Source organism: Enterobacter cloacae complex sp. IR5412 (assembly GCF_049237385.1).
Lineage (GTDB): Bacteria > Pseudomonadota > Gammaproteobacteria > Enterobacterales > Enterobacteriaceae > Enterobacter > Enterobacter intestinihominis.
The window spans coordinates 17,012-31,165 of record NZ_JBMKHQ010000004.1 but is presented as its reverse complement, the minus strand read 5'-3'; the positions used below and the strand labels follow the sequence as shown (position 1 = coordinate 31,165).

The window sequence follows — 14,154 nt, the reverse complement described above, 5'->3', positions numbered from 1 at the left end:
CTGGATAACATTCTCCAACAGTGCATCTTGTTCAGTGGCGAAAGATCCCAGATTCCTGAATTATGTCAGGATGGAATCGCGTATAAATATTTAAAAACAGTCGTTACAAGTAAAAAGCTTAGGCGAGATCTCATTTTTCGCTATTTTGTTGCGTATTTTAGGCGAATTCCAGGAATTATCTGCGCGAAGTGTAAAAGCCCGTTTACACTTCGTGACCGACAAGTTAGATTGAAAGCATTGCTTTCATTACTAAAGATATGGCAGAGCCGGAAAGAAGATGAATTATCAGAACGACGATTTACGCATTAAAGAGATCAATGAGTTATTACCTCCCGTAGCGCTCCTTGAAAAATTCCCCGCCACCGAAAATGCCGCCAACACGGTGTCTCATGCCCGCAAGGCGATCCACAAGATCCTGAAAGGTAGCGACGATCGTCTTCTGGTGGTCATCGGACCGTGCTCCATTCACGATCCTGCTGCGGCCAAAGAGTACGCGTCACGTCTGCTCACCCTGCGCGAAGAGCTGAAGGGCGAACTGGAAATTGTGATGCGCGTTTATTTCGAAAAACCGCGTACCACCGTGGGCTGGAAAGGGTTGATCAACGATCCGCACATGGACAACAGTTTCCAGATCAACGACGGCCTGCGTATTGCGCGTAAGCTGCTGCTGGAGATTAACGACAGCGGGCTGCCTGCTGCCGGAGAATTCCTCGATATGATCACCCCGCAGTATCTGGCTGACCTGATGAGCTGGGGCGCTATTGGTGCGCGTACGACTGAATCGCAGGTTCACCGTGAGCTGGCGTCTGGCCTGTCATGCCCGGTGGGTTTCAAAAACGGCACTGATGGCACCATCAAAGTCGCTATTGATGCCATCAATGCGGCTGGCGCGCCGCACTGCTTCCTGTCGGTGACTAAGTGGGGCCACTCGGCTATCGTGAATACCAGCGGTAATGGCGATTGCCATATCATTCTGCGCGGCGGTAAAGAGCCTAACTACAGCGCTAAACACGTAGCGGAAGTGAAGGCGGGTCTGGAGAAAGCGGGACTGGCGCCGCAGATCATGATCGATTTCAGCCATGCGAACTCAAGCAAACAGTTCAAAAAGCAGATGGAAGTTGGTGCAGACGTTTGTCAGCAAATAGCCAACGGTGAACGCGCAGTGATTGGGGTGATGATTGAGAGCCATCTGGTGGAAGGCAATCAGAACCTGGAGGGCAGCGAGCCGCTGGTCTACGGTAAGAGCGTGACGGATGCCTGCATTGGCTGGGATGATACCGATGCGATCCTGCGTCAGCTGGCGGATGCGGTAAAAGCGCGTCGCGGTTAAGTTTATCGCGGGCAATAAAAAAGCGTGGATTGCTCCACGCTTTTTTTATGTCCGGCGAAAATTACTTCGCTTTACCCTGGTTCGCCACGGCCGCCGCTTTTGCAGCGATTTCGTCGGCGTTACCCAGGTAGTAATGTTTAACTGGCTTGAAGTTTTCGTCGAACTCGTACACCAGCGGCACGCCGGTAGGGATGTTCAGCTCAAGGATTTCATCTTCACCCATGTTGTCCAGGTATTTCACCAGCGCACGCAGGGAGTTACCGTGAGCAGCGATAATGACGCGCTCGCCGCTTTTCAGGCGTGGCAGAATGGTTTCGTTCCAGTAAGGCACAACGCGGTCGATGGTCAGCGCCAGGCTTTCGGTCTGCGGCAGTTCAGCCTCAGTCAGCTTCGCGTAACGCGGATCGTGGCCCGGGTAGCGCTCGTCATCTTTGCTCAGCTCTGGAGGCGTGACCGCAAAACCACGACGCCACTGCTTAACCTGCTCGTCACCGTATTTTTCTGCGGTTTCTGCTTTGTTCAGACCTTGCAGCGCACCGTAGTGACGCTCGTTCAGTTTCCAGGATTTCTCAACCGGCAGCCAGGCCTGATCCAGCTCGTCCAGGATGTTCCACAGGGTATGGATGGCACGTTTCAGCACAGAGGTGTAAGCAAAGTCAAAGGTGAAGCCTTCTTCTTTCAGCAGCTTACCTGCCGCTTTTGCTTCGCTCACGCCTTTCTCGGACAGATCAACGTCATACCAACCGGTGAAGCGGTTTTCGTTGTTCCACTGGCTTTCGCCGTGGCGCACCAGGACAAGCTTAGTATTAGCCATTTCTTACTCCTCAAGCATTTTGAATGATAACAATTCTCATTATATTGCCGTGACTGTGCCAGCAGCAACGCTTAACCCTAACCATAGCGAAAATAGTTCGAGAGTGTAAGATGCATGTGAATCCAGGGTTATGATTTTGTCTGCGATCGCCGCTATTTTCAGCAAGCTGAGCGGAAAAAAGCCCTCGCGGTGAGGGCCAGGCTTTTTGCCGGATGGCGCTTTGCTTATCCGGCCTACATTCGTAGGCCCGTGCACGCGTAGCGCCGCCGGACATTATGCGCGCGGAATGAAATGATACTCTGTGACGCTTACGTACTCTTCACCCGGACGCAGCACGCAGTCAGGCTGCGGCCATTCAGGATGGTTAGGACTGTCCGGCAGGAACTCGCTCTCCAGCGCCAGACCTTGCCAGGCGGCGTAGTCGTTATGTTCACGCGCCGTGGTCCCCTCCAGGTAGTTACCGGAGTAGAACTGCAGGGCAGGGGCGGTGGTGTAGACCGTCATCTGTAACTTCTCATCCGCAGACCAGACCTGTGCGGCAGGTTGAGAAAGATCGCCTTTCGCCTGCAACAGGAAAGCGTGGTCGTAGCCTTTCACCTTGCGCTGATCGTCATCACTCAGGAAATCCTGGGCGATGGTTTTCGGCTGACGGAAATCAAAGCTATTACCGCTTACCGGTTTCAGCCCCTGATAAGGGATACCCATCTCATCGACCGGCAGATACGCGTCCGCCAGGATCTGGAGTTTGTGGCTGCGGACATCGGTCTGATTGCCGTCAAGGTTGAAATAGGCGTGGTTAGTCAGGTTGACCGGGCACGGCTTGTCGACGGTCGCGCGGTACTCAATGGCGATACGATTATCTTCGGTCAGGGTAAAGCGTGCGGTTGCGGTGAGATTGCCCGGGAAGCCCTGGTCTCCGTCGAGGGAGTCCAGAGAGAACCAGACCTCACCGTCATTTTGCTGCACAATCTTCCAGCGACGTTTATCAAACCCTTCCGGGCCGCCGTGCAGCTGATTTTCACCCTGGCTGGCAAGCAGGGAATAGGTTACGCCGTCCAGCGTAAACCGGCTTCTGGCGATGCGGTTGGCGTAGCGGCCTATGGATGCGCCCAGAAAAGCGGTCTGCTCGATATACTGCTCGGGCGATGCGCAGCCGAGCAGGGTTTCGCGCACGCTGCCGTCAGGCATTGGTACGCGGGCAGAAAGTAACGTTGCGCCCCAGTCCATCAGCGTAACCACCATCCCGGCGCTGTTGCGCAGGGTCAACAGGCGATACGGCAGACCATCCGGTGCGAGAGTAGGTGTTTCGTTTAGCACTGTCCGGCTCCTTGTGATGCTTTGCAGACATAGAAAGTTTCTTTGATGCCCGTTTTGGCTTCGTACTGTTTAGCCACCGCGTCCTGAATGGCAGGGACCATCTCTTCCGGCACCAGGGCGACGACACAGCCGCCAAATCCCCCCCCGGTCATACGCACGCCGCCTTTGTCGCCAATCGTGGCTTTCACAATTTCAACCAGGGTGTCGATTTGTGGCACGGTGATTTCGAAATCGTCGCGCATGGAGGCATGCGATTCGGCCATCAGCTCGCCCATCCGTTTCAGGTCACCTTTCGCCAGCGCGGAGGCGGCTTCTACGGTACGGGCATTTTCCGTCAGCACGTGACGCACGCGCTTAGTGACAACCGGATCCAGTTCGTGGGCAACCTTGTTAAATTCGTCAAGTGAGACATCACGCAGGGCTGGCTGCTGGAAGAAGCGCGCGCCGGTTTCACACTGCTCGCGGCGGGTGTTGTACTCGCTCCCCACCAGGGTGCGTTTGAAGTTGCTGTTGATGATCACCACAGCCGCACCTTTTGGCAGTGGAACCGCTTTGGTCCCGAGGGAGCGGCAGTCAATCAGCAAAGCATGTTCTTTCTTGCCCAGCGCGGAAATCAGCTGATCCATAATGCCGCAGTTGCAGCCCACGAACTGGTTTTCCGCTTCCTGACCGTTGAGGGCGATCTGCGCCCCGTCCAGCGGCAGATGATAAAGCTGCTGGAACACGGTGCCGACCGCCACTTCCAGCGATGCGGAAGAGCTTAATCCCGCCCCCTGCGGCACGTTGCCGCTGATCACCAGATCGGCCCCGCCGAAATTCTTGTTACGCTTCAGAAGATGCTTCACCACGCCGCGAACATAGTTCGACCACTGCTGGCTGTCGTGGGTCACGATCGGCGCATCGAGGGAAAATTCGTCAATTTCGTTGCCGTAATCCGCGGCGATCACTCGCACGTTACGATCTGAACGTTTCGTGCAGGCGATCACCGTCTGGTAGTCGATGGCACACGGCAGGACAAAACCGTCGTTATAGTCGGTGTGCTCGCCTATCAGATTAACGCGGCCTGGCGCCTGGATAATATGGGTGGCAGGGTAGCCAAATTTTTCAGCAAACAGGGATTGTGTTTTATCTTTCAGACTCATTTTTAAACTCCTGATTCGCGGTAATGGACGTCGCTAACGGCACGCAGGCGTTCTGCCGCCTGTTCCGCCGTCAGGTCGCGCTGGGTTTCCGCCAGCATTTCATAGCCCACCATGAATTTACGTACCGTCGCAGAACGCAGCAGCGGCGGATAGAAGTGTGCATGTAACTGCCAGTGTTGATTCTCTTCGCCGTTAAACGGCGCACCGTGCCAGCCCATGGAGTAGGGGAAGGAACACTGGAACAGGTTGTCGTAGCGGCTGGTCAATTTTTTCAGCGCCAGGGCAAGGTCGTCTCGCTGGGCGTCGCTGAGGTCCGTAATACGCTGAACATGGGCCTTTGGCAGCAGCAGCGTTTCAAACGGCCACGCCGCCCAGTAAGGGACTACCGCAAGCCAGTGCTCGGTTTCCACCACAGTGCGGCTGCCGTCCGCCAGTTCACGCTGGGTGTAATCCACCAGCATCGGCGAACCGTTCTGGGCGAAATAGGCTTTTTGCAGCCGGTCTTCACGTTCGGCTTCGTTCGGCAGGAAGCTGTTCGCCCAGATCTGGCCGTGCGGATGCGGGTTAGAGCAGCCCATCGCCGCGCCTTTATTTTCAAATACCTGCACCCACGGATAGGTCTGGCCCAGCTCCGCCGTTTGCGCCTGCCAGGTGCTGACCACCTCTTTCAGCGCCTCAACGCTCAGCTCCGGCAGCGTTTTGCTGTGATCGGGAGAGAAGCAGATCACGCGGCTGGTGCCGCGGGCGCTTTCGCAGCGCATCAGCGGGTCATGGCTTTCCGGCGCGTCCGGCGTGTCGGTCATCAGCGCCGCAAAATCGTTAGTGAAAACGAAGGTGCCTTTGTAGTTCGGGTTTGTATCGCCCGTCACGCGCGTGTTGCCCGGACAGAGGAAGCAGTCCGGATCGTGCTGTGGCAGCGACTGTTTTGCAGGCGTCTCTTGCGCCCCCTGCCAGGGGCGCTTGGCGCGATGCGGTGAAACTAAAATCCATTGCCCGCTGAGCGGGTTAAAACGACGATGCGGGTGATCAACGGGATTGAATTGTGTCATGACAAATCCTTAATCCGGATAACCCTGCGGATGGCGTGACTGCCAGTGCCAGGTATCCTGTGCCATTTCATCAAGCGTGCGGGTAACACGCCAGTTAAGCTCTTTATCCGCTTTGGTGGCATCGGCCCAGTAAGCCGGGAGGTCGCCATCACGACGCGGCGCGAAGTGATACTTCACTGGCTTGCCGCAGGCTTTACTGAAGGCATTCACCACATCCAGCACGCTGCTGCCGACGCCGGCGCCGAGGTTGTAAATATGCACGCCCGGTTTATCCGCCAGCTGCTGCATCGCCGCCACGTGGCCGTCGGCCAGATCCATCACGTGAATGTAATCGCGCACGCCGGTGCCGTCTTCGGTGGGATAATCGTTACCAAAAATCGCCAGGGAGTCGCGACGCCCTACGGCAACCTGCGCGATATACGGCATCAGGTTATTTGGAATGCCCTGCGGATCTTCACCCATGTCGCCTGACGGATGCGCGCCAACCGGGTTGAAGTAGCGCAGCAGCGCGATGCTCCACTCAGGCTGGGCTTTTTGCAGGTCGGTCAGGATCTGCTCGACCATCAGCTTGCTTTTGCCATACGGGCTTTGTGGCGTTCCGGTCGGGAAGCTTTCAACGTAAGGAATTTTTGGCTGATCGCCGTAGACGGTCGCGGAAGAGCTGAAGATAAAGTTTTTAACGTTCGCCGCACGCATGGCGGAGATCAGACGCAGGGTACCGTTGACGTTGTTGTCGTAGTACTCAAGCGGTTTTGCTACCGATTCGCCCACCGCTTTCAGGCCCGCGAAGTGGATAACGGTTTCAATCGCGTGATCGTGAAGGATTTCAGTCATCAATGCTTCATTGCGGATATCGCCTTCCACGAAAGTCGGCTGTTTACCCGCAAGGCGTTCAATGACCGGCAGCACGCTGCGCTTACTGTTGCACAGGTTATCAAAAATGACGACATCGTGGCCGCTTTGCAGAAGTTGTACGCAGGTATGACTTCCTATGTAACCGCTACCACCTGTTACCAGAACTCGCATATTTCGCTCCATTAGGCTTATGGTATGAATTAACCATAGCATATCAGAGACGCGAAAAGTGTGACATGGGATAAAATAGTGGTATCGTTTACACTGGTTTTCACAGGCGCTTTTTCACAGACTGAGTGCATTGTAGATCAAAGAGATAGAGATGTATTGTTGCAGGTTGTCTGAAAAGCGGAGGGCAGCGCCCTCCACGCGTTAATCGATTTTGCTCAGCAGGTAGCGGTAATGCTCGCCGTCAGGTACAAATTCCAGCCGATGGGTGATGCAGGACGGGGCATCCTCAGCATGGTGGGAGACAAACAGCAGCTGGGTTTCACCTTCGCTAATCAGGACATCCACAAAGCGGCGGATCAGCTGACGGTTGAGGGGATCCAGCCCCTGCAACGGTTCATCAAGAATCAGCAGCGTAGGATGCTTAACCAGCGCGCGGACGATCAATGCCAGCCGCTGCTGCCCCCACGACAGGCTGTGGAATGGCGCATCGGCTACCCGGTTGTCCATACCCAGAATATCCAGCCACTGCTGCGCCAGCTTGTGCTGCTTGTCGGATACCGCCTGATAAATACCAATGGAGTCGAAGAAGCCAGAGAGGATCACGTTTCGCACCGTAGTGCTCACCCGGTAGTCCAGATGCAGGCTGCTGCTGACATAACCGATATGCTTTTTGATATCCCAGATGGTTTCCCCGCTGCCGCGGCGGCGGCCGAAGAGGGTCAAATCGTTGCTGTAACCCTGCGGGTGATCGCCAGTGATCAGGCTGAGCAGCGTGGATTTACCCGCCCCGTTGGGGCCGACGATCTGCCAGTGCTCACCAGGATTAACCGTCCAGCTGAGATGATTAAGAATAGGGCGATCGTCGTAAGCAACCACCCCATCGCGCAGCACAATGCGCGGCTGGTCAGGATCCAGCCCGTGGCGTGCCGAAGGGGCATCCGGCTCCGGCAGCGCAATACCGTCCAGTTTCTCGCTGTGGGCCAGCTGTGCAATTAGCGCCTGCCGGAGCAGTACGGCTTTCTCGCCGGTTTCGGTCAGGCTACAGTCCGCCAGCACGCCCGCGTAATGTACGAAATCCGGGATCTCATCAAAGCGGTTAAGGACCAGCACAAGGGTGTATCCCTGCTGGTTAAGCGACGCCAGCAACGCTGCCAGCTGCGCGCGGGACTGCACATCCAGTCCGTCAAACGGTTCATCCAGAATCAGGAGTTCCGGCTCGCTCATCAGCGCCTGACACAGCAGCGTTTTGCGCGTCTCGCCGGTAGAGAGATATTTAAAGCGGCGGTTAAGCAGGGCGGTAATGCCAAATTGCTCCGCCAGCTGCTGACAGCGGGCAGGATCTTTTATCTCATCCTGGATAATGTCCGCCGTCGTGCGGCCGGTATCTTCTTCGCCGGGGCTGAGCAAATCGGTATTGTTACGCTGCCACTCATCGCTGACCAGCTTTTGCAGCTGTTCAAAGGAAAGGCGCGTCAGCCGGGTAAAGGTGCACTGACGCTCCCCCTTCAGCTGGGTTAATTCGCCAGCCAGGGCGCGGGCCAGCGCCGATTTTCCGCTGCCGTTCGTGCCCACAAACGCCCAGCTTTCTCCGGCGCGAAGGGTTAACTCTGGCAGCGATAAGGTACGGGTATCGCTAAGACGAAACGTGCCTTGCGAAATATGCAATGATGACATGTGTTATCCCATTTTTTGCAGCAACAGATGTCAGGGATACTCAGTGTTGGTGGGGTTGTCAATGCGCTTAGCACAATGTGGCGATAATTACCCGGTCTGCATTGAAATATGCGGTCACCACAGCACCTTCATCTAATTCGGTCGCGTCGTTCACCGGAACGGTGGCGCAGAGCGACTGCCCATCCGGCAGGGTCATCAGCACTTCACACTGTTCTGCGCCGCGCTCGATGTGGCTGATACGCCCGCGTAGCTGGTTGTCGGCCTCGGCGGCCTGCTCAGGGTTAAGCGTGATGCTGATCCAGGGCGCTTTGAGTAATACCAGCACTTCCTGACCTTCGTTCAGCCCGAGGCGTTGACCGCTTTGCGCGGTGATGGCGGCTTTAAGGCGCGTTGTGCCGTCCGCGAGCAGGATCTCAATATGCTCCTGCACCTGCGAATGATCGCGCCCCGTCACCGTACCAAACCATTGGTTGCGGGCGCTGGTCTGCAAAGAGAAACGGGAGATGGCGCCCAGCAGGCTGTCCAGCGGCAGGTTGTCGTCATCGCTCAGCACATCAAATGCTTTTTGCTGGATCTGCGCCAGTAAGTCATAGAGCTGGATCAGGCGTTGCCCGTAACGCGTCAACACGGCGCCGCCGCCGCCTTTTCCGCCGGTGGCGCGCTCTACCAGCGTTTGTTCGCTCAGGGTGTTCATGTCGTTAATCGCATCCCAGGCGCTTTTATAGCTGATGCCGGCGTTTTTGGCTCCCTGGCTAATCGAGCCAGTTTGTTCTATTTGTTTTAACAGGGCGATGCGTCGCGGATCGGCGAAAAGCTTCTGCTGAAGTCGTAGGGTGAGGAGAATTTCGGCCTGCATAACAATGTCCCGGCAAAAAGGTTATTGTGACCCAAATGTCCGGGTGCGGAAAGCGCACCGCACAAAAGGGGATGTTTTTCTTACTTTTCAGGGTAGAATAAGCCGTTCACAAGATCTGGAGAAAACCATGTTAGAGTTGTTGAAAAGTCTGGTATTCGCGGTAATCATGGTGCCAGTAGTGATGGCTATCATCCTCGGTGCCATCTACGGCCTGGGTGAAGTGTTCAACGTCTTTTCGAATATTGGTCATCGTCGTGACCAGCCTAAAAAGCAGTAATGATTTCCTCCAAAACGCCCGGCCAGCCCGGGCGTTTTGCTCTCAAGTTTATTCCTCTCCCGCCGATATCTTTTACAACGTTCCTTGAGTTTACGCATTAATGGGTACGATTTAGCGCTAGGAACGCCTGCGATATGTCGTTATATTTGTTTGTATATAACGATACGCACAGGAGCTTCAAATGGCACGTTCATGGGTACGCCTTTTCGCAGGGGCAACGCTGACTCTCTCACTCACCGGCCACGCGCTGGCGGATGAAGGAAAAATCACGGTCTTTGCGGCGGCGTCGCTGACTAACGCGATGCAGGATATTGCTGCGGTATACAAAAAAGAGAAAAACGTCGAGGTCGTTTCGTCGTTTGCCTCCTCGTCGACGCTGGCCCGCCAGATCGAAGCGGGGGCTCCGGCTGATCTGTTCATCTCTGCCGATCAGAAATGGATGGACTACGCGGTGGAGAAAAAATCTGTTGATACGGCTAGCCGCGAAACCCTGCTGGGAAATAGCCTGGTGGTGGTCGCGCCCGCAAACAGCAAGCAGGGCGACATCGCCATCAACAAACAGACGGACTGGACCCGTCTGCTCAACGGTGGCCGTCTGGCGGTGGGCGATCCGGAGCATGTTCCTGCCGGGATTTATGCGAAAGAAGCGCTACAAAAACTGGGCGCATGGGAGACCTTATCGCCGAAGCTGGCTCCCGCAGAAGATGTGCGCGGCGCGCTGGCGCTGGTGGAGCGTAACGAAGCGCCACTCGGGATCGTTTACGGCTCCGATGCCGTCGCCAGTAAAGGTGTGAAGGTGGTCGGTACCTTCCCGGAAGACTCGCATAAGAAAGTAGAATATCCTGTTGCGATAGTTGATGGACATAAAAATGCGACCGTGACGGCCTTCGTTGACTACCTGAAGGGGCCTGAAGCGTCCGCTATCTTTAAACGTTACGGATTTACGACTCACGAATGATATTGACCGAACCTGAATGGCAGGCCGTGCTGCTGAGCCTGAAAGTCTCTTCCCTGGCGGTTGCACTGAGTTTGCCCTTTGGGGTGTTCTTTGCCTGGTTACTGGTTCGCGTGAAGTTTCCAGGCAAAGCCCTGCTCGACAGTGTTCTCCATCTTCCGCTCGTGTTACCGCCTGTGGTGGTCGGCTATCTGCTGCTGATCTCTATGGGGCGACGCGGTTTTATCGGCGAATGGCTGTACGACTGGTTCGGCCTGACCTTTGCTTTCAGCTGGCGCGGCGCGGTTCTGGCCGCGGCAGTAATGTCCTTCCCGCTAATGGTGCGCGCTATCCGCCTGGCGCTGGAAGGGGTGGATATCCGGCTAGAGCAGGCCGCCCGTACGCTGGGCGCAGGCCGCTGGCGGGTATTCCTGACCATTACGCTTCCGCTCACCTTACCGGGCATTATCGTCGGAACGGTGTTAGCCTTCGCCCGCTCACTGGGTGAGTTCGGCGCGACCATCACCTTTGTGTCCAACATTCCCGGCGAGACGCGGACCATCCCGTCGGCCATGTATACCCTGATTCAAACCCCGGGTGGCGAAAGTGCGGCGGCCCGGCTGTGTATTATTTCGATTGTACTCGCCCTGGTCTCGCTGCTGGTGTCTGAATGGCTGGCGCGCCTCAGCCGTGAACGGATGGGGAAACCGTGATGCTGGAACTCAACTTTACGCAAACCCTGGGCAGCCACACTCTGACGCTTAACGAAACGCTGCCTGCCAGCGGTATCACCGCCATTTTTGGCGTTTCCGGGGCAGGGAAAACGTCGCTGATTAATGCGATTAGCGGCCTGACGCGTCCCCAGTCTGGCAGAATTGTGTTAAATAACCGCGTCTTAAACGACGCGGAGAAGAAGGTCTGCCTGTCACCGGATAAGCGCCGCATCGGCTATGTGTTTCAGGATGCGCGCCTGTTTCCGCACTACAGCGTGCGCGGAAATCTGCGCTATGGCATGGCAAAAAGCATGGCCGGACAGTTCGATAAGCTGGTGGCGCTGCTGGGCATCGAACCGCTGCTCGATCGTCTCCCTTCTTCGCTGTCGGGTGGTGAAAAACAGCGCGTGGCAATTGGCCGCGCCCTGTTAACCGCGCCGGAATTGTTGCTGCTGGATGAGCCGCTGGCCTCGCTGGATATTCCGCGCAAGCGCGAGTTGCTGCCGTATCTGCAACGTCTGGCGCGGGAAATCAACGTGCCCATGCTGTACGTCAGCCATTCGCTGGATGAGATCTTACATCTGGCCGACAAAGTGCTGGTGCTGGAGGCGGGCAGGGTGAAGGCATTCGGCAATCTGGAAGAGGTATGGGGCAGCAGCGTTATGCATCCGTGGCTGCCAAAGGAGCAGCAGAGCAGCATTCTGAAGGTGAGCGTGCTGGAGCACCATCCACATTATGCGATGACCGCGCTGGCGCTGGGTGACCAGCATTTGTGGGTGAATAAAATCGATACGCCGATTCAGTCCACGTTACGGATCCGCATTCAGGCGTCGGATGTCTCCCTGGTGCTGCAACCGCCGCTGCAAACCAGTATCCGCAATATTTTGCGCGCAAAAGTGGCGCAGTGTTTTGATGATAACGGCCAGGTGGAAGTGCAACTGGAAGTGGGCAACAGAACGCTGTGGGCGCGCATCAGCCCGTGGGCCAGGGATGAGTTAGGCATCAAGCCTGGCCTGTGGCTTTACGCGCAAATCAAGAGCGTCTCTATCACCGCCTGATTACAGCAGGTGGGTATAAATATACTGCGCGATGCTGTCGGTGGTGTTATCGCCAATCACCACGTTAGCACGCGCTTTCACCGCATCATCGGCGTTGCCCATCGCCACGCCCGTTCCGGCCGCTTCCAGCATGCTGATGTCGTTATAGTTATCGCCGAAGGCAATCACGTCCTGCATTGACCAGCCCTGTGACTCAACGAACTGGGTCAGACGCTTTCCTTTGCTGTTGCCTTTACGGGCGATATCCACCTGATCGTGCCAGGACCATTCACATTCCAGACCCAGCGTATGCTCGACATGTTTTGCGAAAGTATTCAGTTTGGCGGTGTCTTCATCGGTCAGGGCAAATTTCCAGATTGCCTGGACGTCTTCCGCCGCCTGGCGCAGGGAGGAAACCTGAGTGAACACCGGACGCTGCGCTTCCGGCAGAGACAGGGCCCAGTTGCTGGTGCGGATCACATGGCCGGTAGGGCGTTCATACAGCATGGCGTTATCCACATACATCAGGCCGTGAATCGCGTGCTCATCCAGTAAATCAATCAATTGCAGCGCCTGCGGAACGGGAAGCGGATCAGAGGTTAAAACCTTTTTTGCCTGATAATCATACAAATAAGTGCCATTACAACAAATTGCAGGTGTATCTAAGCCCAGTGCCTGATAAAAAGGATGAATGGCTACGTGATGTCGACCCGTTACGATGAGAAGTTGATACCCCGCTTCCCGGGCTCGTTTGAGGGCCTCAAGAGAAGAGGGGAGCAGGGTTTTCTGAGGGGTAAGCAGTGTTCCGTCTAAATCCAGGGCAATCACTCGCGAGGTCATTTTTTCTTCCGGGTTAATGTTGAATTTAAGGTCTGTCGGGATGGTACACCGAGAGCGGAACCCTGCAAAATCCCGGACTACAATTCAGCATTCACCGTTAAAAATAATCAGGAGTATTCATGAAACAAACCGTTTATACCGCCAGTCCTGAAAGTCAGCAGATCCATGTCTGGCGTTTGAATACAGAAGGTTCGCTTACGCTGGTTCAGGTTGTTGATGTGCCAGGCCAGGTGCAGCCGATGGTCGTCAGCCCGGATAAACGTTTTCTTTATGTCGGGGTACGCCCGGAATTCCGCGTACTCGCATACCGCATCTCCCCGGATGACGGCGCGCTGACCTATACCGCAGAAGCGCCGCTGCCGGGCAGCCCGACCCATATTTCTACCGACCATAAAGGCAACTTTATCTTCAGCGGCTCCTACAATGCAGGCTGCGTGAGCGTCACCCGCCTGGAAGACGGTATTCCCGTTGAAACCGTCGACGTGGTAGAAGGGCTTGAGGGTTGCCACTCCGCCAACATTTCGCCGGATAACCGCACGCTGTGGGTGCCAGCGCTGAAGCAGGATCGCATCTGCCTGTTTACCCTGAGCGATGACGGTCATCTGGTCGCGCAGAGCCCGGCGGAAGTCACCACCGTGGAAGGCGCAGGCCCGCGCCATATGGTCTTCCACCCGAATCAGCAGTATGCCTATGTCGTTAACGAGCTGAACAGCTCGGTAGATGTCTGGGAGCTGAACGATCCTAACGGGCAGATCGAGTGCGTACAGACGCTGGACATGATGCCAGCTGATTTCTCCGACACACGCTGGGCGGCAGACATTCACATCACGCCGGATGGCCGCCACCTGTATGCCTGTGACCGTACCTCCAGTCTGATCACCGTCTTCAGCGTCTCTGAAGACGGCAGCGTTCTGGCAGTTGAGGGCTTCCAGCCGACAGAAACCCAGCCGCGCGGCTTTAATGTCGACCACAGCGGCAAATACCTGATTGCGGCGGGGCAGAAATCCCACCACATCGCGCTCTATGAAATCAAAGGCGTGCAGGGTCTACTGGAAGAGAAAGGACGCTATGCGGTCGGACAAGGGCCGATGTGGGTTGTGATTAACGCTCACTGATCCGTAGACGAAATAAAACCTCGCACATGC

At 55.9% G+C, this 14,154-nt stretch carries 14 protein-coding genes; 6 read left to right on the top strand and 8 right to left on the bottom strand.

Features of this window, described 5'->3' with window-relative positions; translation table 11 throughout:
• Positions 1-277 precede the first annotated feature (277 nt).
• Positions 278-1,330, top strand: a complete 1,053-nt coding sequence (aroG, locus tag ACOTX2_RS08805) for a 3-deoxy-7-phosphoheptulonate synthase AroG (RefSeq protein ID WP_022647478.1) — start codon at positions 278-280, stop codon at positions 1,328-1,330.
• 61 nt (positions 1,331-1,391) lie between these two features.
• Here aroG and gpmA read toward each other — a convergent pair whose 3' ends face one another.
• The 7 genes from gpmA to modE form a co-directional block, all read right to left on the bottom strand.
• Positions 1,392-2,144, bottom strand: coding sequence for a 2,3-diphosphoglycerate-dependent phosphoglycerate mutase (gpmA, locus tag ACOTX2_RS08800; RefSeq protein WP_003858562.1), 753 nt, complete (start codon positions 2,142-2,144; stop codon positions 1,392-1,394).
• A gap of 273 nt (positions 2,145-2,417) precedes the next feature.
• On the bottom strand, positions 2,418-3,461 hold the full coding sequence (galM, locus tag ACOTX2_RS08795; RefSeq protein ID WP_023299620.1) for a galactose-1-epimerase: 1,044 nt from the start codon (positions 3,459-3,461) through the stop codon (positions 2,418-2,420).
• Complete coding sequence (gene galK / locus ACOTX2_RS08790) at positions 3,455-4,603, bottom strand: galactokinase (RefSeq protein WP_032621676.1); 1,149 nt, start codon at positions 4,601-4,603, stop codon at positions 3,455-3,457. The genes galM and galK overlap by 7 nt, the downstream gene beginning before the upstream one ends.
• 2 nt (positions 4,604-4,605) lie before the next feature.
• Entirely contained in the window at positions 4,606-5,652 is a 1,047-nt protein-coding gene (gene galT / locus ACOTX2_RS08785; RefSeq protein ID WP_063147998.1) for a galactose-1-phosphate uridylyltransferase, read from the bottom strand.
• A 9-nt stretch (positions 5,653-5,661) separates the two neighbouring features.
• The gene (galE, locus tag ACOTX2_RS08780) at positions 5,662-6,678 is read right to left on the bottom strand and encodes a UDP-glucose 4-epimerase GalE (RefSeq protein ID WP_063147997.1); all 1,017 of its coding nucleotides are present in this window, start codon (positions 6,676-6,678) and stop codon (positions 5,662-5,664) included.
• Positions 6,679-6,879: 201 nt separating this feature from the next.
• Positions 6,880-8,352: a molybdate ABC transporter ATP-binding protein ModF gene (gene modF, locus ACOTX2_RS08775; RefSeq protein WP_022647483.1), complete on the bottom strand. Its 1,473-nt coding sequence runs from the start codon at positions 8,350-8,352 to the stop codon at positions 6,880-6,882.
• A gap of 67 nt (positions 8,353-8,419) precedes the next feature.
• On the bottom strand, positions 8,420-9,208 hold the full coding sequence (gene modE, locus ACOTX2_RS08770; protein ID WP_022647484.1) for a molybdenum-dependent transcriptional regulator: 789 nt from the start codon (positions 9,206-9,208) through the stop codon (positions 8,420-8,422).
• A 127-nt stretch (positions 9,209-9,335) separates the two neighbouring features.
• Here modE and ACOTX2_RS08765 point away from each other — a divergent pair, with 127 nt between their 5' ends.
• From ACOTX2_RS08765 to modC, 4 genes are all read left to right on the top strand, one after another.
• Positions 9,336-9,485 (top strand): AcrZ family multidrug efflux pump-associated protein, encoded by a 150-nt coding sequence (locus ACOTX2_RS08765; RefSeq protein WP_063147996.1) that lies wholly within the window; start codon positions 9,336-9,338, stop codon positions 9,483-9,485.
• Between the two features lie 181 nt (positions 9,486-9,666).
• On the top strand, positions 9,667-10,443 hold the full coding sequence (gene modA, locus ACOTX2_RS08760) for a molybdate ABC transporter substrate-binding protein (protein WP_023299624.1): 777 nt from the start codon (positions 9,667-9,669) through the stop codon (positions 10,441-10,443).
• Positions 10,440-11,132: a molybdate ABC transporter permease subunit gene (gene modB / locus ACOTX2_RS08755; protein WP_045309132.1), complete on the top strand. Its 693-nt coding sequence runs from the start codon at positions 10,440-10,442 to the stop codon at positions 11,130-11,132. Before modA ends, modB begins: the two co-directional genes overlap by 4 nt.
• On the top strand, positions 11,132-12,190 hold the full coding sequence (gene modC, locus ACOTX2_RS08750) for a molybdenum ABC transporter ATP-binding protein ModC (protein WP_017384950.1): 1,059 nt from the start codon (positions 11,132-11,134) through the stop codon (positions 12,188-12,190). The genes modB and modC overlap by 1 nt, the downstream gene beginning before the upstream one ends.
• On the opposite strand, the gene ACOTX2_RS08745 is transcribed toward modC, so the two are convergent.
• A complete protein-coding gene (locus tag ACOTX2_RS08745; RefSeq protein ID WP_022647486.1) occupies positions 12,191-13,009 on the bottom strand; it encodes a pyridoxal phosphatase in 819 nt (272 codons plus the stop codon).
• Between the two features lie 119 nt (positions 13,010-13,128).
• Here ACOTX2_RS08745 and pgl point away from each other — a divergent pair, with 119 nt between their 5' ends.
• The gene (pgl, locus tag ACOTX2_RS08740; RefSeq protein ID WP_023305719.1) at positions 13,129-14,124 is read left to right on the top strand and encodes a 6-phosphogluconolactonase; all 996 of its coding nucleotides are present in this window, start codon (positions 13,129-13,131) and stop codon (positions 14,122-14,124) included.
• The last annotated feature ends 30 nt before the right edge of the window (positions 14,125-14,154 follow it).